The organism is Vreelandella rituensis (assembly GCF_003336665.1).
Classification (GTDB): domain Bacteria; phylum Pseudomonadota; class Gammaproteobacteria; order Pseudomonadales; family Halomonadaceae; genus Vreelandella; species Vreelandella rituensis.
Window position 1 is genome coordinate 11946 of record NZ_QPIJ01000025.1, and the last position, 26010, is coordinate 37955.

Genomic DNA, 26010 nt, shown 5'->3' on the forward strand with positions numbered 1-26010 from the left:
ATTAAATAGATCATCAATGGCGTATTGTACCGTCAGCGCGATTTGGCCGCCATGCAAAGCTAGGCGTCGCTGACAGCCTTGAGTGCCTGCATGTCGCGCGGGGCAACCCCCAGGTCACGCCAGTCTTCCGGATGGCAGCTGAACAGCAGCACCTGATGGCGCTCTGCGGCATCGAACAGGATGCGTTTCATCTGCGCCAGACGCTGAGCGTCGCTGTGCACCAGGGCGTCGTCAAGAATGATAAGGGTGGGGCGCCCGGCCTCACGCAGTAAATCTGCGTAGGCCAGGCGGCTGATCAGGCCCATCTGCTCGCGCGCACCGAAGCTGAGCGTTTCCAGAGTGCCGCGTTCCATCCCGAAGGTTTGCGTACGGGTCAACTGAGTGGGAATCAAATTCTCATCGACACTCAGGCTGGCCTGAGGAAACAGCAGCGCCAGATAGTGATTGAGATGACGTTGTAACGGCGCCTGCAGGCGCTGAGTCAAGGCGTGACGTTTTTCCTTGAGCAAGGTATCCAACAAGGAAAGCGCCGCCACGCGTCTTTCCATCTCAACGAAACGACGTCCGAGTTGCTCGCAAAGCAGCAGGCACTCCGCACGTTGCTCTTCCAACCCTTCGGCGCTATGTGCCTCAAGGCGGCTGTGCAGCTCGGTCAGCGCCAGCTCACGATCATGGGCGGCCTTTTCAAGCTGTTCGGCGCTACGCGCAAAGCGCTGCACATCCTGCTGTAGCAATGCGGGCTGCGCCGCGTCGATACGCTGTTGCCGATTGGCGATGCGCTGTTCGAGCGAAGCATACTCAGCGCGTTGCTCCACTAACTGCTGACTGAGTTCGCGTTCACGCTGCTGACGATCCGGTGCCGAGAGCTCCGCCTGTAAACGCTGCAACTCCACATCACTATTGGCCGCATCCCGGCGGGCACCGTTCAATGCCAGCTGATGATCAGCCTGACGTTTTTCGGCCAGCTTGAGCGCCTGTTCGGCTGTTGTGCGTTGCGCTTCGGCATCAACCAGGCTTGGCGCTTGCTCGGCTAGCGCCGTCTGGCTGCGACATTGCGCGGAAAGCGTCTCGCATTGCTGTTTGCAGGTCTCACATGCCTGGCTCAACAAGTCGATGCCTTTCGGTGCCAGGCTGCTTAATAGCCGCTCGTTGGCCTGAATTTCGATATCCAGGCGTTGGTGGGCTTCCACACGCCGTTCGACTTCCTCCAGGGAGGTGAGTTCAAGTTGCTCGAACAGGGCCTTGAGTACATCTTCCAGCTGTCTTTGCCTGCGTGACAGCTCACCGATATCTTCGCCGCCGGGAATGATACGCAGATGCCCCACACCCGGGATCGTCACTTCGCCCGACTCAAGCAGTAATATCTCGCCCTGCATGCTCAATGCCTGGCCATCCAGCTCGATTGCCTGATCCGGCAATATATTGTATTGCACGCGTGTCGCGATGCTCTGCAGCCGAATCTCAAGATCGTCACGTTGCTTGTGTTGCTTACGTAGTTTTTCCAGGGTCGGCTCATCGATTCGCTGGCGTGGCAACGCCCGGCGCTGCGCCAACAATTCCGCCTGGACGCGGTAGGCTTTTTCGAGCCTGTCATCCAGGGCAACCCGCTCCTGAGACAGGCGCTCCAGTTCCTGGCGCAAACGACTTAGCTGCTCTTGCTGCCGAGCTTGCTGTTCGATAAGGCGCGCCTGCCGATAGTTTTTTTCCGCTAGTTGATGCTTGACATCGATCTCCGTTTCACCCTCACGCAACGCCTGTAAAGTTTCCTGGGCATGCTGGGCGGCACTCTGGCGTTGCAGCAATGTCTGCTGCTGACGCTGGAAAACCTCGAGTTGCTCACGCAGCAGCACCAAGGTGTTCTGACAGCTTTGTAACGCCTGCCGGTCCACTGCCTGGGCCTGTTGAAGGGTCTCGACGTTGGCCAAGGCTTTTTCGGCGGCCTGCTGTTGCTGGCGTAGCATTTGCCAGGGTTTTTCCCGAGCATCCATTGCGTGTTGCTTGCGCAGCTCGGATAGTCGGTCGACCTCTTGGCGGTAGCTGGCAATACGCGCTTCCAGGCCGGCAAGCTCTTCTCGCTGCTGAGCGATCTGGCCGGGGAGTTTGGCGAATTCGCCTCGTGGCTTGCCGGTGGCAGTGAGAAACACGGCCTTCTGTGTGGCCACCGCTTGAATAATTTCGTCTCCTCCGCTGCTGGTCACCTCGCCCAGACCGGCACCCAAGGCCGATTGCAAATGATCAGCTGCATGTTCCACCGCTGGCCGCAGCTCATGCCCGGCGCCCTGCTCGATCCACAGAAGTCCGGGTATGCCCCAATGCTCCGCCTTGCTCGCCCCCCGTGCGGGATGTTGAAAACCCAGCAGTTCAGCCAACTGTTCTTCAGCGTCGTCTCCGCTGTAATGCACGCCGGCAATCTCAAGGTCACAGCGCTTGCGCCCTAGAAAACGTTTTTCCAACCGCCAGTGCCGGTCTTGCCAATCGAACTCAAGCATCACCTGAGGCGCAGCCGAAGAATCGCCCCAAGGTTGCAGGTCGCTGACACTGCTGGAGCGGTGACGCTCGAAGAAAGCGGCACGTATGGCGCTGGCAATGGTGCTCTTACCAGATTCGTTAGGGCCGGTAATGACATTGATCCCGGGTTGGAGATCATCCACCACCAGAGGGTTCTGAAACTGGCGTAGCTGCTCGATGCGTATTCGCTTGAGTTTCATGCGCTATCTTCCTGTGCCAACGAGCTCATGCCCAATCCGGATTCCGATTCCTCGGCATGCGATGCAGCCTGGGGCAGACGCTCACGCAGCAGGCCCGCCAGTAGCACCAGAGCATCGCGGGAGGCTTCATCATCCTGCAAGGACTGTTGCGCACGCAGCTCATCGATTACATCCCCTAAATAGCCATCGGCATCAAGAGCTGCAATATCGGCATCGGTAGGCTGCAGGCGTAGTGCCGAGAGATCGTACTGCACGCTGCGATGCCGGGCCTCGGCCTCGGCCAACGCTTGCGTGAGCCGCCGATGGCCCGCGAGGTCGGTATCACCCCTAAGGTCCAAGGCCAGTACCGCCGGCGAGGGTAATGCTTCCAGACGCTCGATCAAGCGGTCGATGTCGGAGTCGACTCGTATGGTTTCCTGCCAGTGATGCCATTGAAACTTTCCCACCTGATGAGCCGTCACCCGCGGTGGGTGATCAAATTTCTCGAAGGCTACGATCAAGGCCTGGCCTGCACCGTTATTCTTGAAACGTTCCTGCTCGGGCGTCCCGCTGTACCAGGTGCGTTCATCGATCTGTTTAAGCCCATGCCAATCACCTAACGCCAGGTAATGCAGCCGGGCGCGTGCGGCGCGCTCGGCGGCGATGGGATTAGGTGAATCGATGTCATCCGCCAGCTGGCCCTGTACGCTGCCATGCGCCAGCCCAAGGCGTAGTAGCCCCTCGGGGCTTTCCGCGTCATCGAACCAGGCCGTAAGATCCGCTGATGTCTGGCGCTGGGTCAGCGGCGCCGCCAATACAGCGATACCTGCCTGGGGAAAGGCATAGACACCGGGTTCAAGCAGTACCTCGACATGGGCTGGAACCGCCCCCAGCCGCTTGGCTCGGCTCCAGACACTCTCCGCCAAAGCGGCATCGTGGTTGCCTGGAATCATTACCCAAGGGCCCGAAAAACCTTGCATGGCATTGAATAAACGCCGAATCGTGCGATCCGAGACAGTTTGTGCATCGAATACATCTCCGGCCACGAGCACCGCAGCCACGGCTTGCTCAGTGGCCAGGCGCGCCAACCGTTCGACAGCGCTGAACCGGGCCTCCGCCAAGGCGTGAGCGTCCTCCGGTGCAAAGCGCCCGTATTGGCGTCCAATCTGCCAGTCTGCGGTATGCAGTAATCGCACCCTTGGGTCTCCTTTTCTGATGAGTTCGTGACGTTAGAGAATCATGGCATTTATACCATGCGAGAAAAATGGCGGCGGCAAGAACATCCGTGCTGGAAAATATGGAGTCTAAGGCCTTTGGCGCCTAAGCTAGGAGGACGCTGATCACAGGTAACCCTCAAGAGAAGGAAATATAATAATGAACCTGCACCGTGCGTATCTTCTATTTGCGGCTATTTACAGCCTTTTGATTATCATAGGAGTAGTGGCCCTTTTGCTGGGGGGTGGCAATCTTTTCTCCCTGATTCAGCTGGGTATCGGCATGTTGGCGGTGCTCGGTTTATGGGGCTATAGCTTGGAAAAAAGTGTCATGAACCAGAGAGCCTGGCGACCGTTGGCATTAGTGTTAGCGCTAGGATCAATAGGACAGCTGCTGATGGCTGTTACCCTGTCGCTTTCTCCCGCTCAACTGACCTGGATGCTTGCCGGAGCTATCTTTTTTATGCCCCTGGCAGTGATTCTCTATCAGTATGGTGATCGTGATCAGGTACTCTGGGCGACCGCTGAAGAACGCAACGATGCCAACCATTTGAAAGCATTTCTCGATACACAACCGGAACTGGTATTGGAAAAACAAGAAGCTGATCGGCATGCCCGCGTACGGATTGCCAAACTCAAAGATGGCTATCGCGCCAATGTCAATCGGCACCTCGCAGACGCTAATGAGCAATTCGAAGAACGTTTTTCGTGTCTTTCGACGCTGGTATTTTTCGTCGAGAAGTTCACTTGCCTCACCAGCAAGGATATCCAGAAGGCCTACGCCCAACTTCCTTCAAAAACTCATTCCGACCCCCTCTCAACCAGCACTTCAAATTCCCCCCAAGCAAGTTAAGCAACCTTAAACCTTACAGCACACTGAACCAGACTCAGCCAACCCATAACGCCGGTCTAAGACCGGCGTTATGGGTTGGCTGAGTACTAGGCTGGCTAAGAACTAGGTACCGGTAAGCTTCTGGAAAAATCGCTAACCGACTCTCAGGCAAATGTATTGACGTTCGTCCCCACGCTACCTTCTTGTGCCAACTGGGGAGAAACAGACTCCATAAGCGCAGATACCTGCTGTGACTGATTGTCCAGCGCTTCCTTGAACACATGCGTTTGCACTTGTTGAGCGGTTTGCGCCTGGTTCATATACATCGAAGCACTTACCGCATTACTGACTGAAACGTCCATAGCATTCTCCTTGTAAGGATGACAGTTTCATCCTAGCAAAGCCCATGTCAGCAAGCAAAACATCCCTTATTAAGTATGAGCGGGACACACCTTGAAAATTATCTCCGCCTTGAATAAACCAGGCAGCCAACTCTCATTCTTCCCTGTGAGCTATGCCAGAGTTTGGTAGGATACCGCGTTATTTCATGATGCCGCTGATATGAAGACTGCCATCACAGGGGTCTTTTCCAGCCACCAAGTAGAGGTCACCATTGGAAGCTCTGCATAGCTTGCCTGCGTCTCAAACGGCGCTATTGGACATTTTACGCTTGCCACTGGCCATCGCCGATGCTGAGGCTCCGGATCAGCCATTGGTTTTTATCAATCAAGCGTTCGAGGCCTTGACCGGTTATTCGCGTGAAGAGGTATTGGGGAAAAACTGTCGTTTACTGCAGTCGAGCAACGTTTGCTCCACTGATGCGACCACCATGCGCGAAGCGATTCAGGAGGGTAGAGCGGTCACCTTGACACTGCTGAATTATCGCAAGGATGGAACGGCCTTTTGGAACGAATTGACACTGACACCCTTTGTTGGTCATGACGGTCATGCTTATATAATTGCTGCGCAACGCGACGTTTCCCAGCACAAGCAGGCCCATCAGCACATGGAGCTAGCGCAGGCCGTCTTCGACAACTCCCATGACGGCATCATGGTGACCGACGCCTCCAAAGTCATCATTGATACCAATCCCGCCTTTACTCGCCTCACCGGCTATAGCCGTGAGGAAATCATCGGGCATAAACCCAGCCTGCTTTCTTCGGGCAAGCATGACCAGCAGTTCTACCTGGATATGTTCGATGCCGTGGCCAAACATGGTTTTTGGAGCGGAGATATATGGAATACCCGTAAAGATGGCAGCCAGTTGATCGAGCACACCACGATCTCAGCCATCCACGATGAGCAAAGCGAGGTCATCAACTACATTGGTGTGTTCCGTGACATTACCAGCCGGCGGCTCAACCAGGCGCGCCTTGAGCGCATGGCCACCATGGATGCCCTCACTGGGCTATACAACCGCGAACATTTTTCCACCTTGCTGCGTGAACAATTACGTAACCAGCAATTCAGCTCTACCGGCATGGCGGTACTGTTCCTGGACATGGATGACTTCAAGCCTATCAACGACACCCATGGACACGCCGTGGGCGATGAGGTGCTGGTCGAAATCGGTCATCGTCTTCGCCGGGCGATTCGCACGACGGATCTGGTCTCGCGCTTTGGCGGCGATGAGTTCGTTATCGCTCTGGCAGGCATCGGTAGCGTAGCCAAGGCACTTAAAGTGGCTGAAAAAATCCTCAAGCATATTACCCAGCCGCTTGAACTGTCTTCCGGGATCTCTGCCACGCTTTCGGGCTCGATCGGCGTTGCCTTCACGACTGACTTGCGCATCAGCCCGGAAGGCATGATCGACGCCGCCGACAAGGCCATGTACACCGCCAAATCGCAAGGCAAGAATCGCATCGACATCGCAAGCCACCTGGAGAACAACCAGGGTCAGGATGCCCAGACTCGGATTGGCCGCGCATTAGCTGAAGACGAGCTGCGCCTGTACTACCAGCCTATCGTTGAGTTGCAAACCGACACCATCATTGGGTTTGAAGCCCTGTCACGCTGGCAGCATCCAGAGGAAGGCTTGCTCTCCCCCATGCATTTCATCGATGTCATCAGTCATTCACCCCTAAGCCTGCCCTTCGGCCAATGGCTGGTGCACAACGCTGCCAATACCTCGGCATTGCTGTGGCAGCATGGCTTCGACGTAATGATCGACATCAACGCTTCCCAGGACCAGATTGAATCCGGCTCCCTGAATAACGCCTTGCAGCAAGCGGCTCGCCAGCACGCACCGCAAGCGCTCAAACTTTCCATTGAAATACTGGAATCCACAGAATTTCACGAACTGGATATCGCCTGTAGCCTGTTACAGGAGGCCCGTGACCTGGGCGTTCAGGTGGCACTCGATGATTTCGGGGCGGGAATTTCATCGCTGACTTACGCCAGTCTGTTACCCCTGGACACGCTGAAAATCGACCGTAGTGCCATTCAGCACATCGATCATCGTGATAGCCAACGTTTGTTGGTGAGTGGCATCATTCAGATGGCTCACGCCATGAACCTGCGCGTGGTTGCCGAAGGGGTCGAAACCCAGGAGCAATACGAAATATTACGAGAAATGGGCTGCGATCAAGCGCAAGGATTCTGGATCGGCAAACCCATGCCGCTCGACAACTTAGTGGAACGCTACATCACCCGGCCGCAACCGGGCGATTTCGCTCTAAGCCCTCTAAAAGACTGAGTATGACTGTTATATTAGCGGAAGCGATCAGCACGGAAAGGGGCCATATCGATGGGTGGCGCATCCCCTTCCATCATGTCCGCCAATAGACGTCCGGTTGCCGGCCCCAAGGTAAACCCCTGATGCCCATGGCCGAACGCCAGCCATAACCCCTTGTGACGAGGCGCCGGGCCAATCACCGGTTTCATATCCGGCAGGCAAGGACGAGCGCCCTTCCAGGCGGTTTGGTCGCATCGCTCCCCCAGCGGGAAAAGCTTACGCGCCATGGCTTCGGCCGCTTTGAGCTGGCTTTCGTGGGCAGGGGCTTCAAGCCGATCAAGTTCCGCCCCGGTGGTCAACCGCACACCGGCACGCATGGGAGCCAGCAAGTAACCGACCTCAGCATCCATCACCCAGTGATGCAGTTTCGCTTTTGGGGCAAGCCCGTAATGCATGTGGTAACCGCGTTTGACGAAGGTAGGAAAGTCATAGCCAAGCCCCTTCAGCCAACTTCCCGCCCATGGCCCCAGAGCGACCACCACGTTATCGACCTCCAGATCACCTTCGCTGGTATGGACCACCCAGCCATTCTCCTGCTGTGCTACGTCCTGGATATCCGCCTGCAAGACTTTGCCGCCGGCCTTCTGAAACGCCTGGGCATAAGCTTCCACCAGGGCGCCTGGGTCCGCCACCGTCCAAGGATCAATCCAATGAATGGCACCAATGATATCTTCACTGAGGTCGGGCTCCTTGACTGCCAGAGCCAGGCCATCCAACAACTCGAACTGAACACCGTAACGCTCACGCGCCTCTTCGGCTTCCTTCAAGCGCGTGTTCAATTTGCTCTGGGTTCGATACAGCTCCAGCCAGCCATCCTTGCGCACCAGGGCCTCGGCGCCAGCCGCCTCGATCATGGGTGCATGTTCTTGCAATGAAAGCTGAATCAGAGAGGCATATTCCGGTACGATTTTCTTGTAGATAGCCGGCGCCGAATTCAGCCAATAGCGTAGCAATGGAGAAGCCGCTTGAAACATGCCACCAGGGCGGTAGCGAATATCTACCCGACGATTGGGGACTACCTTCAGCAAGGTTTTCAGGTCTCGCGGGAAGGGGTACGGTCGTACCGCTTCTCGCTGGATAATGCCCGCATTGCCAAAGGAGGTTTCCCGCCCTGGTTGAAGCCGGTCCACCAGCGTTACATCATGTCCCCGCTGAACAAGGTGCCAAGCAATGCTGACGCCTACCATGCCCGCTCCTAACACCACTGTTTGCCGCGACATTACTGTCTTCCTTCTGGTTAATTTCTTATACGGCCAACACTACAAAATGCTGCCCACTCAACATATTAAAAAATAACACCAATCCAGCTTGCCTTTATATAGCCTAAAAAACTTTTATCGATACTTTAAGCAGTGTTTTATACTGCAAAATAAAAGCCATTTGCCAACAACCCTGCCCTAGACTTGGTGGTGACCACATGCATTTTTACCGACACACCTTAACCTTACCAATTACTGAAATAACTTTTCGTCACAACACTCATCTCAACATTACGCTAAGCTGGGCCTTTATGGTTTGATTCACGGCCATCATTTCTCCGGCCTCGGGACAGGTTGTCTAACGCTATCATGAGCCAAAAACTCCCCATTTCGCGTGTCATGCAGACAGGTATTTTACACTGTGCTCCCGAGACGCCACTTTGTGAAGCCGCTAAACGCATGGCCGAGCGTCATTGCAGCTCCATTCTGGTTATGGAAGATGAACGCGCGCTGGGCATATGGACGGAACATGATGCTTTAGATGTCGATTTCAGTAATGTCGACGCCATGCGAATGCCTATTTCTCAGCTCATGAGCCAGCCCGTTTTCAGCATCGAGGAAAACGTACCGCTGGGTGAGGCAGCCATTCGTTTACGCGCTGAAGGACACCGACATTTATTGGTAATGAACCGTGAAGGCAAGGCCGTGGGCATTCTCTCCCAGACCGACATTGCTCTGAACCAAGGGCTCGAGCCCTATCTGCGTTTACGAGAGGTTCAGAGCGCGATGCAATCCTCGCCGTTGGTATTGCCCGGTGATCTCTTGCTCGCGGATGCCGCCCGGCATATGCGCCAACAGCATCACGAAGCCGTTATCGTGAAGTGCGATACGGGTATTCTGGGTATTATCACCGAGCGTGATCTGGTGCGTTTCATTGCCCGCCATCCCGGTAATACCCGGCTGGCTGAACTAGCCAGCCGGCCGCTTCGGAGTATCGAGGCAAGTGATACATTGATCCACGCCCGAGATCTTTTGATTGATAACCGTATTCGTCACTTGGCGGTATTGGATGACGATGGGGAAATTGCCGGCCTTCTCGGCTTCAAGGACATGCTCGCTGGTGCCGAGCAGCTTTATCTAAAGGATCTGAGGACCGCCCTTGAACAACGCGATGCCGCCCTGACGCAGTCACGCCAGCATTTGCAGCTTGCCGAGCGCGTCATCGAATCTTCACTGGAAGGCATCATCATCACCGATGACCAGACACGTATCGAATTCGTTAACCCAGCCTTTACTCATCTGACCGGCTATACACTCGAGGATGTCGCTGGCCGCACTCCCAACGTCCTTGCGTCAGGTCGCCAGGATGGGGCGTTTTACCAGGCGATGTGGGACGCCCTGCAACAGCATGGTTACTGGCGTGGCGAGGTATGGAATCGGCGCAAGTCAGGTGAGCTCTACCTCGAACTACTGACCATTACCGCCATTAAGGACGAGAATGACGTTACTCAACATTATGCCGGGCTTTTCACCGACATCACGCATATGCGCGAGAATGAGGAACAGATTCGCCACCTGGCGTACTACGACCCCTTGACCCACCTGCCCAACCGACGCCTGTTTGAAGACCGAATAACGCTGGCGATTCGTCATGCCCATCGCTCTTCGGATCTGCTTGCCGTGGTATTCGTCGATCTGGATCATTTCAAGCAAGTCAACGACACCCTAGGCCACGCCATCGGTGATGAGCTCTTGCTGCAAGTCTCTGAGCGCATGCAGGATAAACTGCGCGAGGACGATACCTTGGCACGCATGGGAGGCGATGAATTCATTGCCTTGTTACCCGGGATTAGCGAATTCGAGGAAGTGACCTTGGTGGCCCAGCGTCTGATCGACACCGTCAGCGCTCCGTTCTGTATCGAAGGCCATGAGTTTCGTATCGGCTGTAGTCTCGGCATCAGCTTTTATCCGGACGACGGTGAGAAACCCGAAACCTTGATTCAATGCGCCGATGCAGCCATGTACCGAGCGAAACAGGAAGGCCGTAACGCCTATCGGTTATATCGTTGCGATATTGATGTTCAGGCGCGTGATCATCTCACCATGGAAACCGACCTGCGCAACACGGTCGAGCACGGTGATGGGCTGGAAATGGCCTATCAACCCCTGGTCAGCCGTCAAACTGGTGCGCTGGTTTCGGCGGAAGCCTTGCTGCGCTGGCATCATCCGACGCGCGGCCTGATATCGCCCGATGAATTCATACCTGTGGCGGAGCGTTCCGGCTTAATCATTCCATTGGGAGAACGGGTGCTGGAAATGGTGCTGGGGCAAATACGCACCTGGCAAGATCAGGGTATACAGCCGGTGCCTGTGGCGATAAATCTCTCCGCTCGTCAATTCTGGCAGGAAGGTTTTATCGACACCGTTATCGCCAAGCTGTCTCATTACAAAGTTGCACCATCCGCGATAAGCTTTGAGCTAACCGAAAGCACGCTGCTCAACAAACAGGCTCAGGGTATCGAAATATTGCAGCGTCTGCGCCAGCTGGGTTGTCGCATTGCAATTGATGATTTCGGTACCGGCTATTCGTCGCTAAGCTACCTTCAGGAGCTTCCCATCGACACCCTGAAGATCGATCGTAGCTTCACTCGAACTCTAGGGGGCGAAAAACGTGGTAATGGCGCCATCGTAGCCGCCGTATCGGGGCTGGCACGTGAGCTGGATCTATGCCTGGTAGCGGAAGGTGTCGAGACGCAAGAGCAATGGGATATCCTGGGTACCTACCAGGTGGAGATGATCCAGGGCTTCTTGACGGGGCACCCCATGAATAGCGATGACTTCACGCAAAGACTCATGGCGCGCCCTTCTAAGGTGCTTCCTTATCAAAAAGCGCGTAATACCTCTTCCTGAGTCGCGTAGCGCGAAGGGAGGGGATACAAGCGCGGCACCCGCCAGGGTGCCTTGTTGGCACTGGCCCTTGAAAACTTACAAGACACGGGCTACGCTGTAACCCATGCCAACCGAACGCGCCTACAAGTACCGATTCTATCCCACGCCCGAGCAGGAAATCCTGCTGGCGCGGACGTTTGGGTGCGTGCGGTTTGTCTGGAACGCGGTGCTGCGACATCGCACCGATGCGTTTTACGAGCGCAAAGAGAAAATCGGCTACAACGACGCCAGCGCCTTCCTGACCCAACTGAAAAAACAACCTGACACCGCGTTCCTGGCCGAGGTCAGTTCGGTGCCCTTGCAGCAATGCCTGCGCCATCAACAATCGGCGTTCAAGCACTTCTTTGCCAAGCGCGCTCGGTACCCGCGATTCAAATCAAAGAAGCGGCGGCAGTCCGCCACCTTTGCCAGTTCGGCGTTTGTGTATCGTAACGGCCAGGTCACGCTGGCCAAGTGCAAGGAACCCCTCAATATCCGCTGGAGCCGCGTGCTTCCGTCAGCCCCCAGCACCGTTACCGTGTCCCAAGACCGCGCCGGTCGCTATTTCATTAGCTGCCTGTGCAAGGTCGAAACCCTATCGCTCGGCGTGGTGCCGAAGATGGTGGGGATTGATCTTGGCTTGAAAGACCTATTTGTCACCAGTGACGGCAAACGGGTCAACAACCCCCGCCATACGGCGCGTCATGCACGTAAGCTGGCGCGGGCACAGCGCCAGCTATCACGGAAGCAAAAAGGCTCCAACAACCGCGCCAAGGCGCGGCATACGGTGGCTCGGCGCCACGCAAAAATCGCCGATGCCCGGCTTGACCACCTACACAAACTCACCCGGCAGATCGTCAACGAGAACCAAGTGATCTGTGCTGAAAGCCTCGCGGTGAAGAACATGGTCAAGAACCGGTCTCTGGCGAAAGCCATCAGCGATGTGGGCTGGGGGGAGCTGGTGCGCCAGCTCGACTACAAGGCCGCATGGGCGGGGCGCCAGTTCGTCCAGATCGACCGTTGGTACCCCAGCAGCAAGCGCTGCCATGGCTGCGGGTTTGTCGTCGAATCCTTGTCGCTCCATGTTCGCATCTGGGACTGCCCCGGCTGCGGCACCCAAGGCATCGACCGCGATGTGAATGCCGCCCGTAACATTCTACAAGCCGGCACCGCGCTGTTAGCCGGTGCTAAGAGTTGAAGCAATACCGAGGGGCACTCGGAAATGTACGCCTGTGGAGTTTGTGTAAGACCGGCAATGCCAAGGCATTGAGGCGACGGACAGCGAAGCAGGAACCAGGAAGGCGACGACCTGGGAATCCCCTTCCGCAAGCGCGTCAGCGCTGAAGGTGGGGGAGGATGTCAACCACTGGCTTCAGTCGTTTCACTTGACCACCACAGGCTCAGTACGTGAAGCAGAAGGCCCAGGGTGGCGCCGTGAGATACTAGGACTTGCCAGCTAATCCAATCAGTAAAGAGCCAGTGCCACAGGCCCATCAGCAGCGAACCCACCACCAGCATGCCCACCAATCGCTTGAGCAAGCCGGGCAGGCGAGCCCGGGCGTCTTGCGGCAAGATTCGCCACTGCATGAACGTTGCCAGCGCCACCACGCCAAGAGCGATCAGGATAAGTGTCTGGCGGGATTCATGCCCCCCGGCCAGATAACGTGGCAAGGTGGCAAGCATTACCACACACAGGCCGAGTGCTACACTCAAGCGCTCAGCGGTGGGAGTCGGTCGCTGCATATCAGGCTGCCTTCAACTGGTGGGATTCAATCCATTGCTCGATCCAAGGCACAGCTTCATCGTCGGCCATGAAAGTTTCCATCGCATCGATTTCCAATCGCTCCCCCAGCCGGGTGGCGCCATGGTCTTCCAATAATGCATCCAGCGTTCGCCCGGCACCACAGAAAGTTTCCCCATAAGAGCTATCACCTAACGCAATCAGGCCGTAGCGCAATTCAGGTAAGGCCGGGCTCTGTTCACGAAAAGCGCGCACAAAAGGTACGAAATTACCGGGAAAATCCCCACTACCGGTAGTTGAAACACAGAACAGCGCCAAGTCGGCACTGTTTTGCGTGAGGTCTTCAAGCTTGGGTTGCTCAAAAATAGTCACCTCATAGCCTTCCTGTTCAAACAGCGGCCTGACCTGTTCAGCCACATCCAATGCACCACCGTACATGGTACCCACAAAGATATTCAGCTTCGGCATTATAGGTTTACCCCCTGTCAAAGTGTCACAGCACGATTCTATTAGTCGACAAATACCCGATGATTTTGGTCAAATATTAACAGGTGAAGAAATACCTGCAATAGGAGTCCTCATGCAGCAGACGTTCGAAGCCTGGGTCACTCCAGTGATGATCGGCGGATTGATTGTATTCATGTGCTTTATCATCTGGGATCTAGCCAAACAGTCCAACGCGGGGCGTTTCGGCACCCTCATGCTGTTTATCGTTCTTGGCGCCGGTATGCTCGGCTATGTGTTCAAAGTCATTATTACCTGGTGGCTCGAAGGAGGCGCGATATAACGAGGAGACGTATCTATACCCACATATGAGAAGGTGCCGCCCTTACAAGCAGCACCTTCCCATGAACGGCTTTTTCACTTAGCGCTAACATCTTACTTGGCGTTAGCACCGTATTTAGCGTTAGCACTATGAAACGGGATAAGACTCTACCTGCTGCTTGAGTTTCTGCCCTGGGCGAAAGGTAACGACGCGGCGTGCGGAAATCGGAATTTCCTCACCGGTCTTGGGGTTACGCCCCGGCCGTTCGCGCTTGTCCCGCAGATCGAAGTTACCGAAACCGGAAAGTTTCACCTGCTCGTTTTCTCTCAGGCATGCCCTTATTTCCTCGAAGAAGGCTTCCACCATTGCCTTGGCTTCTCGTTTGGACAACCCCAACTCGGCATGCAGATGCTCCGCCAGTTCCGCTTTGGTCAACGCACTCATAATAGCTATCCTCATTGCAGCGAACGCATCGCCAGGAATGTCATGGGCGTACCGTCGCCGTAACGCTTTTACCACTCATCGCGTTAGTTCTCAGCTGCGCAGTTCCGCACCCAGCTCAGCACGCACCTGGATCACAATCGTATCCACCAACTGATTGATTTCCTCATCATTCAGCGTGCGTGATGGATGCTGCCAGGTCAAGCCCAAGGCGATACTCTTGTGGCCTTCCGGCACACCTTTACCAGCGTACACATCAAATAATTTACTGCCTTTCAGATAATCGCCGGCATGCCTTTCCACGCTATCGAGCAATGACTGAACCGGCACCTCCTCGTTGAGCAGCAAGGCCAAGTCCCGACGCACCTCGGGGAAGCGTGAAAGCGGCTCGAAAGCGGGTATCCGGCCTTCACTCAAGGCATCCAGACGCACTTCAAACAGTACCGCATCCACTTTCAACCCGAGCTTGGCACGAACGCGGGGGTGCAATGTACCGATCCATCCCGCTTCCTGGCCTTGATGAAGGATACGCGCACACTGTCCCGGGTGTAGGGCGGGATGGTCGCCGGGCTCGAAACGCCAGGCGGAGGCACTTCCTCCCAGGTCCAGCACGCTTTCCAGGTCACCCTTGAGATCGTAAAAATCCACGGCCTCGCGGTTAGCCGTCCACCCTTCCGCGTCACGCGGACCGCAAGCCAGAGCCCCCAGCATGGGCACCTGGGATAAGTCATCCAATTCACCGTTGAAGACCAAGCCAGTCTCAAATAAGCGAATGCGGGTTTGCTGGCGGTTAAGGTTATGCTCCATGGCACGAATCAAGCCGGGGAATAGGCTCGCCCGCATTACCGAAAGATCGGCGGAAATAGGATTCGCAAGCTTGGGTGAAACCGCATCGGGCAATATCGTTGTCTGCAATTCCGGGGCCACGAAGCTATAGGTCACCGCTTCTTGATAGCCTCTTGCCACCATCTGATGGCGTAGCTGCGACTCACTCAGGCGCGCTTCGTTGGATGAACGCAATGCCAGGCGTGCAGAGGGGCGACGTGACGGCAAATTATTGTAGCCGTGTATCCGAGCAACTTCCTCGATCAAATCCTCTTCGATAGCAATATCAAAGCGCCAACTGGGCGCCTGAACCTGCCAGCCGTTTTCATCAGCAAGTACCTGCATACCCAGCCGCTGCAAAATATCGGTTACCTCATCCGCAGCCAGCTCCTTGTCCAGTGCCTGGGCCAAACGCTGCGCTCGCAGGGTAATGTGCGCTGAATCAGGCAGATGAGCCTCGCTGACCGCCTCAACCAAGGGCCCGGGGCGTCCGCCACATATCTCGAGCAAAAGCTGGGTGGCACGTTCCACGGCCAATGCAGTCAGGCCGGGGTCAACTCCCCGCTCGAAGCGATGGGAAGCATCGGTATGCATGCCATAGGAGCGTGCTTGCCCCGCAATCGCCAGCGGAGTAAAAAATGCCGATTCCAGGAAAATGGTACGGGTTTTCGCACTGATGCCCGAATGCTCTCCCCCCATGATCCCAGCCATGGCCAAGGGGCCATTTTCATCGGCAATCACCAGCGTTTCAGGTCGTAAGGCGATGCGCTGACCATCGAGCAACGTCAGCATTTCACCTTGCTTGGCCATGCGCACCACAATGCCGCCCTGCAAGTTTTCCCGATCAAAGGCATGCAGCGGCTGACCTAACTCCAGCATGACGTAGTTAGTGATATCGACCACAGGGTCGATGGAGCGAACACCACTCCGGCGAAGGCATTCCACCATCCACAGCGGCGTTTCGACAGCCGGGTTGATCTCGGAAATCAAGCGGCCGATATAACGCGGACAGCATTCAGGCGCCTCTAGCGTTACCGCGTAGGTTTCATCATGAGTGGCCTCGATCGGTGCGAGCTCAGGCCCCGTTACGGCCAACCGATTGAGCACGCCCACTTCTCGTGCCATGCCCTTGATGCTCAAGCAATCGCCACGATTCGGCGTGAGATCCACTTCAATGGTGTGATCATCGAGGTCCATGTAGTCGCGAAAGCTCTCTCCCACCGGGGCGCTATCGGGGAGCACCAGGATGCCGGGAGACGTCTCTTCCTCCAATCCCAACTCGGAGGCCGAGCAGATCATGCCGAAGGACTCTTCACCGCGCAGCTTGGCTTTCTTGATCTTGAAGTCGCCCGGCAATAACCCACCAACCTGCGCGAAAGGCACTTTCTGCCCCACTGCGACGTTGGGTGCCCCGCACACCACCTGGACAGGTTCGCCGCTGCCATCATCCACGCTGCATACGTTGAGCTTGTCGGCATTCGGGTGCTGGGTCTTGCTGAGCACTTCAGCCACCACCACGCCAGCAAATGTGGCCGCTACAGGGGCGACAGCATCCACTTCCAGACCCGCCATGGTGATCTGGTCGGCCATGGCTTGCGTATCCAGCCGCGGTGACACCCAGTCACGCAACCATTTTTCGGAGAATTTCATGGTGATTCCTGTGTTGGTGGCGGTATCAGGCGAACTGGCGAAGAAAGCGCAGATCGTTCTCGAAGAACAGACGTAAGTCATTGACCCCATAACGCAACATGGCCAGACGTTCGACTCCCATGCCGAAGGCGAAACCGGTGAAGCGTTCGCTATCGATGCCACTGTGGCGGAACACTTCGGGGTGCACCATGCCGCAACCCATCACTTCCAGCCAGCCACTGTGCGAACACACACGACAGCCTTCACCGCTGCACATCACGCACTGGATATCCACCTCGGCGGAGGGTTCGGTAAAGGGGAAATAGGAAGGCCGGAAGCGAACGGAAAGATCATCACGCTCGAAAAATGCATGCAGGAAATCTTCTATGGTGCCTTTGAGATCGGCAAAGCTGACGTCTTCGTCCACCAACAACCCTTCCACCTGATGAAACATCGGCGTGTGGGTCAGGTCGGAGTCGCTGCGGTATACGCGCCCTGGACAGACGATTCGTATTGGCGGCTCCTCAGCCTTCATGGTGCGCACTTGAACAGGCGACGTATGGGTACGCAACAGCCTGGTGGCGTCAAAATAAAAAGTATCCGCCATTCCGCGCGCCGGGTGGTGAGCCGGGATATTGAGCGCTTCAAAGTTATGGTAATCGTCTTCGATTTCCGGCCCCACCGCCACGTCGAAACCAATCCGGGTAAACAATTCTTCGATACGCTCAAGCGTGCGCGTGACCGGATGCAACCCGCCGTTTGGCTGTCCACGCCCTGGCAAGGTGACATCGATACGTTCGGCCGACAGGCGCGCCTGCAAGGCGACATCTTCAAGCTGCTGGCGTTGCGTATCGATCTCCTGGGCCAATGCCTGCTTTGCCTGGTTGATCTGTTCACCGGCAGCAGGTCGCTCTTCGGGCGGCAACTTGCCCAAGCCTTTGAGCAAGGCCGTCACTTCACCTTTCTTGCCGAGGTAGCTGACACGAATTTCTTCCAGTGCGACAACACTATCCGCTGCCTGGATGGCATGGCGAGCTTCAGACACCAGAGTGGGAAGGTGTTCCATCCGATTAACTCCGAATTAGGCGGCCCCAAGTTCAACATTGGGGAGGCAACAATAGGGTGACAAAAAAACAGGGGAAGAGCGGCTGCTCTTCCCCTGGATGGGTCACACTGAAATGACCACTGACATATCATGCAATACAGTTGTGCAACTCTTCAGTTGCCCGGCATGTATGCCTTTACTGGGCAGCCTTGGCTTTTTCCACGATAGCGGCAAATGCTGCCTTCTCGTGAACGGCCAGATCAGCCAGTACCTTGCGATCAATCTCGATACCGGCTTTCTTCAGACCACCGACAAAACGGCTGTAGGACATGCCATTCTGACGAGCACCGGCGTTGATGCGCTGAATCCACAGCGCACGGAACTGACGCTTGCGGTTACGACGGTCGCGATAGGCATACTGACCGGCTTTGATGACAGCTTGCTTGGCTACACGGAAAACGCGTGACCGCGCACCATAATAGCCTTTAGCTTGCTTAAGAATCTTCTTGTGACGACGACGGGCGACAACGCCACGTTTGACACGGGCCATAACACACTCCTGACTTTATAGCTGATGCCGATTATTCAGGCATCCAGAGAAAACGACAACGTAACCTTAGAGGTTGGGCAGCATACGCTGGATCAGCGCCTTATCGGCATCGTGAATCAGCTTCGTACCGCGCAGGTGACGCTTACGCTTGCTCGACTTCTTGGTCAGGATGTGGCTACGGAAAGACTGCTTGTGCTTGAAGCCGTTAGCTGTCTTCTTGAAGCGCTTTGCAGCGCCGCTATTGCTCTTGATTTTCGGCATGAGAGTAACTCCGCTCGAGTTTTTTAGAAAATCCAAGGCCGACCACCGCAATAGCGGTGGCCCGTTGAAAACGCCGTTGGATCACTTTTTCTTCGGGGCAATGATCATGACCATCTGGCGCCCTTCCATTTTGGGAAAGGACTCCACCGCTCCGATCTCTTCCAGGTCGTTGGCTATCCGTTCCATCAGCCGACGGCCGATATCCTGGTGTGCCATTTCCCGCCCACGGAAGCGCAATGTGACCTTGCCTTTGTCACCACCTTCCAGAAAGCGTGTCAGGTTTTTCAGCTTGACCTGATAATCACCTTCATCGGTGCCAGGACGGAATTTGACTTCCTTCACCTGGATTTGCTTTGTTTTCTTCTTTTGAGCCGCTTTCTGCTTTTTCTGCTCAAAGACGAATTTGCCGTAGTCCATGATCTTACACACGATCGGATCGGCATTTGATATTTGCACAAGATCCATACCGGCAGCTTCTGCACGCTCGAGGGCTTCGGTAGTGGGCACTACGCCCAACTGCTCACCGTCGCTATCAATCAGGCGTACTTCTTCGTCGGTAATTCTCTCGTTCATTGGGGGGCGCTTGTCTTGAGGGCGCCCGCGCTGGCTGCTTCGCTTGATCGTTCCGTCTCCTTAGGCAATTGTCGATATCGCTAGAGCTTCTCGCTCCGCATCCGCTCGTTTGATGAATTCATCAACCGTCATGGTGCCGAGATTCTCGCCTGTACGCGTACGTACGGCAACTGAGTCAGCTTCGACTTCCTTATCTCCTACCACCAGGAGATAGGGAACTTTCTGCAACGTATGCTCGCGGATTTTAAAGCCGATTTTCTCGTTCCTCAAGTCCGCTTTGGCTCGCAAGCCATTTTTCTGCAAACGTTTCTCTAGCGCAAGGGCATAATCCCGCTGAGCATCAGTAATCGTCATGACCACCACCTGCTGGGGAGCAAGCCACAATGGCATGGCACCGGCATAATGTTCAATCAGTATTCCCAGAAAGCGTTCGAAGGAGCCGAGAATCGCCCTGTGTAACATGACCGGCGTCTTCCGGCTGCCATCTTCGTCAACAAACTGGGCGCCCAACCTGCCCGGCAAGTTAAAATCGAGCTGTAGCGTACCACACTGCCACACGCGATTGAGACAATCGCGCAAAGAAAATTCGATTTTAGGACCATAAAATGCCCCTTCGCCCGGTTGCAGTGTCCATTCCAGCCCCGTTGAGTCAAGTGCGGCTTCCAGACCCGCTTCCGCTTGATCCCAGAGGTGGGACTCACCCATGAAGTCTTCCGGACGAGTCGAGAGCTTAAGCTCCACTTCGTCAAACCCGAGCGCCTCATAAACCTGAAGGGTCAAGGCGATAAATGCTTCGGCCTCTGCCTGAATCTGGCCTTCCGTACAGAATATATGCGCATCATCCTGGGTAAAACCCCGTACGCGCATCAAGCCGTGCAAGGAGCCTGAAGGCTCGTTACGGTGACAGCTGCCAAATTCCGCCAAACGCAGCGGTAGGTCGCGGTAGCTTTTTAGCCCTTGATTGAACACCTGTACATGACACGGGCAGTTCATCGGCTTTACCGCATACTCTCGCTTTTCCGATTCCGTGGTGAACATCAGCTCACTGTAGTGGCCCCAATGGCCTGATTTTTTCCACAACGATAAATCGACCACTTGGGGTGTTCTGATTTCCTGGTAGCCATGTTCACGTTGGATGCGACGCATGTAATCTTCCAATGCCTGATACATCGTCCAGCCATTGGGATGCCAGAACACCATGCCCGGCGCTTCTTCCTGCAGATGGAATAGATCCATCTTGCGCGCCAATTTACGGTGATCACGCTTTTCGGCTTCTTCGAGACGCTTCAGGTAGGCATTGAGCTGTTTTTTATCACTCCAGGCCGTCCCATAAAGGCGGGTCAGCATCGGCTTGGAAGCATCGCCACGCCAATAGGCACCCGCCAGCTTGGTCAACTTGAACGCTTTCAGGTGCCGGGTGTTGGGCACATGGGGGCCGCGACACATATCGGTATATTCTTCATGATGATACAGCCGGATCGAAGCACCTTCCGGGATAGCACGAACAATTTCCTGTTTATAAGGCTCATCGCGATGCAAGAAAGTCAACATCGCCTTGTCACGATCAACGTACTCACGCACTACATCGTATTCGCGCTCGATCAACGCTTTCATGCGCTTTTCGATCGTTTCCATATCGTCCGGAGTGACCGAGCTCCCAAAATCGATATCGTAATAGAAGCCGTCATCGATTGTCGGGCCAATAGCCATCTTGGCATCAGGGAAAAGCTGCTTGACCGCATGGCCGATCAAGTGAGCGCAGGAATGACGAATAATTTCCAGCCCTTCTGGATCACGTGCCGTCACGATCGCCACACTGGCATCGCGCTCAATGAGATCAGCGGCGTCTACCAGATTGCCATCAATCTTGCCTGCCACGCAGGCCTTGGCCAAACCAGGGCCAATGGACTCAGCAAGCTGCATGATGGAAACAGGGGCATCAAACGTTTTCTGGCTACCGTCCGGCAGCGTTACGATGGGCATTCGATAATTCCTTGAGCGCAGTGGTGATCCATACCAAGGATCACATTTCGCTATCAATGGTCGTTAAGAGGATAAAACAGTGCTAAATAGCGCTGGCTAGCCTAACAGATGCGCCTAACAGGAAAAACTGAAAGACACAAAAAAGGAGGCCTTTCGGCCTCCTCTTTCATGCGGTGCATGAACGGCAACATTCAATCTGCCGCTACATACGAATAAGCGTTTTGCTTAGTTCCACTCATCCAATTCAACGCGACGGTTGCGTGCGCGACCTTCATCGGTTTCGTTGGTTGCGATAGGACGCTCTTCACCATAACCGACCGCCATCATGCGATCTGCGTTAACGCCGCGCTGAGCCATATAGCTAGCGACAGATTCGGCACGACGCTGTGAGAGTTCCTTGTTGTATTGGGCAGAACCCATGGAGTCAGTGTGACCTTCGATACGCACACGTACACCGGGATTGTTAGCCAGACGCTCAGCGACATCATCGAGCACTTCACGTGCATTAAGTGTCAACTGGGCGGAATCAAACTCGAAATTCACGTTTTCCAGTACAACGCTTTCCGGGCAACCCAATGCGTTCACTTCCACACCGGCCGGGGTATTCGGGCACTGGTCACGGTAATCAGCCACACCGTCGTTGTCAGAATCCAGCGGGCAACCTTGGGCGTTCACTTCAACGCCGGCGGGAGTACCCGGACACTGGTCACGATAATCGGGCACACCGTCATTGTCGGAATCCAGCGGACAGCCTTCTGCGTCCACTGCCACACCTGCCGGTACTTCGCCGTAGCTCGGGCATTGCGGAGCAACTGCCGCAGGCGTGGTGTCAGCACACAGCATAGCGCCGATGGTAGCGCCAGCAGTGGCACCGATAGCAGCACCAGTATCTTCATCTGAGGAACTGCTGGTGGCATAGCCAATACCGCCGCCGATCACACTGCCCGCCAGACCACATACCATGGGATGCTGGTACCAGCTACGGTCACTGCTAGCACCCGCAGCACCTTGGCCAGACGCTTGAGTGCCAGTATTGGCGCAGCCGGATAGACCGACAACCAAAGCGGAACCGAGTAGCAAGCCAGTTGTTGATTTTTTCATGTATAAAACTCCTTCTTCATTTAATGCTGACATGACCGACAGGGAAAACTCCAGCCATCCAGTATGTATGCTAGAACCCAGCTCTTCTAAATAAAAGCTATTTGCACGGAACCTGTGGTTCAAGGGCACAGTCTACATGGGAAACTGCGGATTGCGTTACTTCCATCGGAAAACAACTCGTACTTTCGACGTTTTCTGTCACATGCTATCTGGCACCCATCGCAAAAAATTAAATCCAATTGACTATTAAAATAGTCCTTATCATGAATTTATACCAAGTTTATAAACAGGTTATTTATAAATTAAAGTTAATTTTCAGTGAGCAGCGTTTGACCCTTCCTGACGCCATTCCTTAACCGCCGCCGCCGCCGCCAGTACGCTTGGACGCATTTCGTTTTCGATTTCCAATCGTTGTTTATCTTCTTGCATACGTTCACGTGGTGTTAGCTGTTTGCGGGCTGAATGTGTCTTGAGATGCTGAGTTCGGTTATACATCTCCGCAAATGCACGAAACCTTTCCTGTTCAGCCAAGCTTGGATCTATAATTTCCAAAAGCACCTTACACCGCCAGGCCCCTTCAGTGATTTCCACCTGTTCTTGTAACAGTGCTCCGATGACCCAATCGAGATTTTCCAGGCTATTATCCTGGGCCCGCCGATCCTCCTCCTGACGATACCTATCGCGGCGCTTCACTTCCCTCCGTAAGGTAAATGCATAGGCGGTCAAGGCGATCACTATCACCAAGCCCAGCCCAAGTAATATCAGGGTAATGGTTGTATTCATTGGAATACCTTTCCTCCAGCGGCAGCGTGAAATTGCAAGCCAGCATTTGCTTGACGACAATTGTACACGCCACCCAGACAGCCACCAAATCCCAATAAGTTTTGGCTACCACGCAACCAGCCCAGTGTAATGATCCAATAGCAACACACCAAATACCCCAAGCAAATAACGAATCGAGAACCAGAAAGCCGCCAAAGGCGCCTTTGGATCATCACCTCGCCATACCTTCCAGTTCCAGTACATGAAACGGCCATTCAACAGTGCAATACCTGCCAGATAAAGCCCCCCGCTCATGCCGATGACAAAGGGCAATAAGGTGACGCCTACCGTCAACCAGCCATATAACCACACCTGCAACCGCGTGAATGCCAGCCCGTGAGTCACCGGCAACATGGGAATCCCCGCTCGGGCATAGTCATCGCATTTATGTATCGCCAAGGCCCAGAAATGCGGTGGTGTCCAGGCAAAAATGATCAACAGAAGCAATAGCGGTTCAGGTCCAAGCTGGCCGGTAATAGCCGTCCACCCAAGTAATGGTGGTGCGGCACCGGCAACGCCTCCAATAACAATATTCTGGGGTGTGGCACGCTTGAGAAAAGCGGTATAGATCAGTGCATAGCCAATCAGGGAGGCAAAGGTCAGCATCGCCGTCAAGGCGTTGACCTGCCAAGCCAGAAGGCCCACACCCGCTCCAGATAGGGTTATTGCCCAAGTGAGCCCGACGCTTACTGGAAGCCTTTTACTCGCTATTGGTCGATGCGAGGTACGTGACATCAAGGCGTCCAGACGCCGATCGACAATATGATTGAAGGCAGCGGCTCCGCAGGAGGTAAGCCCGATACCCATCAAACCAAACACAACATTGCTGATAGGCGGAATCCCTGGCGTTGCCAGCGCCATACCCACCAGGGAACAGACCAGCATGACCGCTACCACCCGAAACTTGCACAACCCCAGCAAGTCTCGCCATCCCCATGCCGTCGTCGAAAATGCCGACGTTTGCAGTGTCATTGCCCCATTACGCATTGGCATGGCTTGCCCCCTTGATTGCTGTTATATCTTCTTCCCATCCAGCTGAATGGCGCCACGTCCAGAACGCAGCTACCAGACCTAACGTCAACGCTATGGCGCCGGCGGTATGTAATAGCGCCAGCCATAGCGGCAACCCAAGTAGCACATTGGCCACGCCCAACCCGCCCTGCACGAAATAAACCACCGCTAGACCAAATAACACGGAGCGCAAAGATGCTTGCTGTCGATAACGCAACCAAAGCGTCAAAAGGGCAATTCCCAACAGCACAGCTCCTAACCGATGCGCCATGTGAATCGCCGTACGTGCATCAGCATGTAATTGGCCATGGAGATAGTTCGGCCCTACGGTCTGAGTCAGATGGAAGCCTTCGCTAATATCCATTTCCGGCCACCACTGGCCGTTGCAGCTCGGAAACCCTTGACAGGCAATACCTGCATAATTGCTTGAGACCCAGCCTCCCAGCGCCAGCTGCATGACCAGTATCGCCGCAGCTCCCAGCCATAAGCCATTCACCCGCCTGGGTGGCGAATGTGGAAGTTCTATCGCAAATCGTCGCAACCTCAAGTGTAGCCAAAGAAAAATAACCAAGACACTCAAGCCGCCCAACAGATGCAACGTCACTACCTGAGGCCACAGCTGCAATGTCACTGTGAATGCACCAAAGGCACCTTGAAGGAGGATCACTACCAGCAGTGCGATACTTAGCCGCCATGGGTACTGCCGCCCATGACGTAAACGCCACCCAAGCGCGACCACTGCCAAGACCACGACACCCAAGAGAGTCGCGATATAGCGATGAATCATTTCCATCCAGGCCTTGAAAGGTTCCAGTGGAGTCTCGGGGTGGCGCAAGGCAGCATAGCCGGTGTCAGGCACCACCAGTTTTCCGTAACATCCCGGCCAGTCCGGGCAACCTAGACCGGCATCGACCAAGCGTGTCCATGCGCCAACCAGTATCACGATGGCAGTAAAGACCGTACCCGCTAATGTCAGCCGCAAAAGCCATCTCAAACGAGAGTCTGGAAGGTGACTTGCCATTAGTATTCGTCCTTTTGCCGCCGCTCATGGATTTTGTTCAATAATCTGGATTTACGCGCAACAAATGCTTGATGTCCTTGAGTACGTCAGCCGCTTGTGTGCCACCATTGAATGCCAAGACCGGATGACCTTGCGGGTCGAGAATCCATATATCTCCCTCCTTTACCCAGCCGGGACGTGCTTGCCAGTCTCGCACTTTTTCACCGGGCAACGCCTCGAAGGCACCTCCAATCCGCAGGCGACTGACACGCACGGCTTCACGCCCCAGCGCCCGATGCAGCCGCCACCATTGGTCCGCTTGGGCAGCACAGTCTGCCTGGCAATCAAATGCCAATATCCAGGTTTCGGGGCTATTCTCTTCTGGAGTTTCAGGGGCCGTGCTTTCAAGGGCTATTTTTTCAAGGGCCATTTCTTCAGGAACTGATTCTTGCGTTTTTGAATACGCTACGCCTTCTAGAGGCCAGTCTGAAAGCGGTGGAATTTCCGGATTCAGAGTCCCGTGCGCGGTGCGTTGCTCGGGTATACCCAACCGCCACTCCACCATGCCCCAGGCCGCCACCATGGGTAACAGAAACACGCTGATCAAGAGTACGAGCTTGAATTTTTGCCGTCCCGCTTTGCTCAATTTTTTCATGACGCCCGCTCCC

General features: G+C 55.1%; 23 protein-coding genes. 5 read left to right on the forward strand and 18 right to left on the reverse strand.

Annotated features, from left to right (window positions below; genetic code table 11):
* Nucleotides 1–59: 59 nt before the first annotated feature.
* Nucleotides 60–2708, reverse strand: coding sequence for an AAA family ATPase (locus DU506_RS11275; RefSeq protein ID WP_114487037.1), 2649 nt, complete (start codon nt 2706–2708; stop codon nt 60–62).
* Nucleotides 2705–3883, reverse strand: coding sequence for a metallophosphoesterase family protein (locus DU506_RS11280; RefSeq protein ID WP_114487038.1), 1179 nt, complete (start codon nt 3881–3883; stop codon nt 2705–2707). Before DU506_RS11280 ends, DU506_RS11275 begins: the two co-directional genes overlap by 4 nt.
* Before the next feature lie 178 nt (nt 3884–4061).
* Between DU506_RS11280 and DU506_RS11285 the strand changes: the two genes are divergently transcribed.
* On the forward strand, nt 4062–4754 hold the full coding sequence (locus DU506_RS11285; RefSeq protein ID WP_181870744.1) for a hypothetical protein: 693 nt from the start codon (nt 4062–4064) through the stop codon (nt 4752–4754).
* Between the two features lie 143 nt (nt 4755–4897).
* On the opposite strand, the gene DU506_RS11290 is transcribed toward DU506_RS11285, so the two are convergent.
* Entirely contained in the window at nt 4898–5095 is a 198-nt protein-coding gene (locus DU506_RS11290; protein ID WP_114487039.1) for a putative motility protein, read from the reverse strand.
* A 269-nt stretch (nt 5096–5364) separates the two neighbouring features.
* Here DU506_RS11290 and DU506_RS11295 point away from each other — a divergent pair, with 269 nt between their 5' ends.
* A complete protein-coding gene (locus tag DU506_RS11295; RefSeq protein ID WP_181870745.1) occupies nt 5365–7428 on the forward strand; it encodes a sensor domain-containing protein in 2064 nt (687 codons plus the stop codon).
* Between the two features lie 14 nt (nt 7429–7442).
* On the opposite strand, the gene DU506_RS11300 is transcribed toward DU506_RS11295, so the two are convergent.
* The gene (locus DU506_RS11300) at nt 7443–8687 is read right to left on the reverse strand and encodes an NAD(P)/FAD-dependent oxidoreductase (RefSeq protein ID WP_114487041.1); all 1245 of its coding nucleotides are present in this window, start codon (nt 8685–8687) and stop codon (nt 7443–7445) included.
* 348 nt (nt 8688–9035) lie between these two features.
* On the opposite strand from DU506_RS11300, the gene DU506_RS11305 reads away from it, so the two are divergent.
* On the forward strand, nt 9036–11576 hold the full coding sequence (locus DU506_RS11305; protein ID WP_114487042.1) for an EAL domain-containing protein: 2541 nt from the start codon (nt 9036–9038) through the stop codon (nt 11574–11576).
* A 103-nt stretch (nt 11577–11679) separates the two neighbouring features.
* On the forward strand, nt 11680–12792 hold the full coding sequence (locus DU506_RS11310) for an RNA-guided endonuclease InsQ/TnpB family protein (protein WP_114487043.1): 1113 nt from the start codon (nt 11680–11682) through the stop codon (nt 12790–12792).
* 161 nt (nt 12793–12953) lie between these two features.
* Here the strand turns inward: DU506_RS11310 and DU506_RS11315 are convergent, their stop codons facing one another.
* A complete protein-coding gene (locus DU506_RS11315; RefSeq protein ID WP_114487044.1) occupies nt 12954–13337 on the reverse strand; it encodes a hypothetical protein in 384 nt (127 codons plus the stop codon).
* A 1-nt stretch (nt 13338) separates the two neighbouring features.
* Nucleotides 13339–13803, reverse strand: coding sequence for a flavodoxin (locus tag DU506_RS11320; RefSeq protein ID WP_114487045.1), 465 nt, complete (start codon nt 13801–13803; stop codon nt 13339–13341).
* A gap of 112 nt (nt 13804–13915) precedes the next feature.
* Between DU506_RS11320 and DU506_RS11325 the strand changes: the two genes are divergently transcribed.
* Complete coding sequence (locus DU506_RS11325) at nt 13916–14122, forward strand: DUF2788 domain-containing protein (protein WP_114487046.1); 207 nt, start codon at nt 13916–13918, stop codon at nt 14120–14122.
* A gap of 126 nt (nt 14123–14248) precedes the next feature.
* On the opposite strand, the gene DU506_RS11330 is transcribed toward DU506_RS11325, so the two are convergent.
* The 12 genes from DU506_RS11330 to DU506_RS11385 form a co-directional block, all read right to left on the reverse strand.
* Nucleotides 14249–14545 (reverse strand): integration host factor subunit alpha, encoded by a 297-nt coding sequence (locus DU506_RS11330; protein ID WP_114487047.1) that lies wholly within the window; start codon nt 14543–14545, stop codon nt 14249–14251.
* A gap of 90 nt (nt 14546–14635) precedes the next feature.
* Nucleotides 14636–17017: a phenylalanine--tRNA ligase subunit beta gene (gene pheT / locus DU506_RS11335; RefSeq protein ID WP_114487048.1), complete on the reverse strand. Its 2382-nt coding sequence runs from the start codon at nt 17015–17017 to the stop codon at nt 14636–14638.
* Nucleotides 17018–17042: 25 nt separating this feature from the next.
* Nucleotides 17043–18062, reverse strand: coding sequence for a phenylalanine--tRNA ligase subunit alpha (gene pheS, locus DU506_RS11340; RefSeq protein WP_114487049.1), 1020 nt, complete (start codon nt 18060–18062; stop codon nt 17043–17045).
* 175 nt (nt 18063–18237) lie between these two features.
* Nucleotides 18238–18591 (reverse strand): 50S ribosomal protein L20, encoded by a 354-nt coding sequence (gene rplT, locus DU506_RS11345; RefSeq protein ID WP_114487050.1) that lies wholly within the window; start codon nt 18589–18591, stop codon nt 18238–18240.
* Between the two features lie 66 nt (nt 18592–18657).
* Nucleotides 18658–18852, reverse strand: coding sequence for a 50S ribosomal protein L35 (gene rpmI, locus DU506_RS11350; protein WP_114487051.1), 195 nt, complete (start codon nt 18850–18852; stop codon nt 18658–18660).
* A gap of 81 nt (nt 18853–18933) precedes the next feature.
* Nucleotides 18934–19473, reverse strand: a complete 540-nt coding sequence (gene infC / locus DU506_RS11355) for a translation initiation factor IF-3 (protein ID WP_268877320.1) — start codon at nt 19471–19473, stop codon at nt 18934–18936.
* Between the two features lie 12 nt (nt 19474–19485).
* Nucleotides 19486–21408 (reverse strand): threonine--tRNA ligase, encoded by a 1923-nt coding sequence (thrS, locus tag DU506_RS11360; protein WP_114487053.1) that lies wholly within the window; start codon nt 21406–21408, stop codon nt 19486–19488.
* A 225-nt stretch (nt 21409–21633) separates the two neighbouring features.
* Nucleotides 21634–22509 carry an OmpA family protein gene (locus DU506_RS11365; protein WP_114487054.1) on the reverse strand — a complete coding sequence of 292 codons (876 nt, stop codon included), beginning with the start codon at nt 22507–22509 and terminating at the stop codon, nt 21634–21636.
* A gap of 315 nt (nt 22510–22824) precedes the next feature.
* Complete coding sequence (locus DU506_RS11370; protein WP_114487055.1) at nt 22825–23292, reverse strand: DUF2489 domain-containing protein; 468 nt, start codon at nt 23290–23292, stop codon at nt 22825–22827.
* Between the two features lie 105 nt (nt 23293–23397).
* Complete coding sequence (gene cyoE, locus DU506_RS11375) at nt 23398–24318, reverse strand: heme o synthase (protein ID WP_114487074.1); 921 nt, start codon at nt 24316–24318, stop codon at nt 23398–23400.
* Nucleotides 24311–25363 carry a COX15/CtaA family protein gene (locus DU506_RS11380; RefSeq protein ID WP_114487056.1) on the reverse strand — a complete coding sequence of 351 codons (1053 nt, stop codon included), beginning with the start codon at nt 25361–25363 and terminating at the stop codon, nt 24311–24313. Before DU506_RS11380 ends, cyoE begins: the two co-directional genes overlap by 8 nt.
* A gap of 37 nt (nt 25364–25400) precedes the next feature.
* Nucleotides 25401–25997 (reverse strand): hypothetical protein, encoded by a 597-nt coding sequence (locus DU506_RS11385; protein WP_114487057.1) that lies wholly within the window; start codon nt 25995–25997, stop codon nt 25401–25403.
* Nucleotides 25998–26010: the final 13 nt, after the last annotated feature.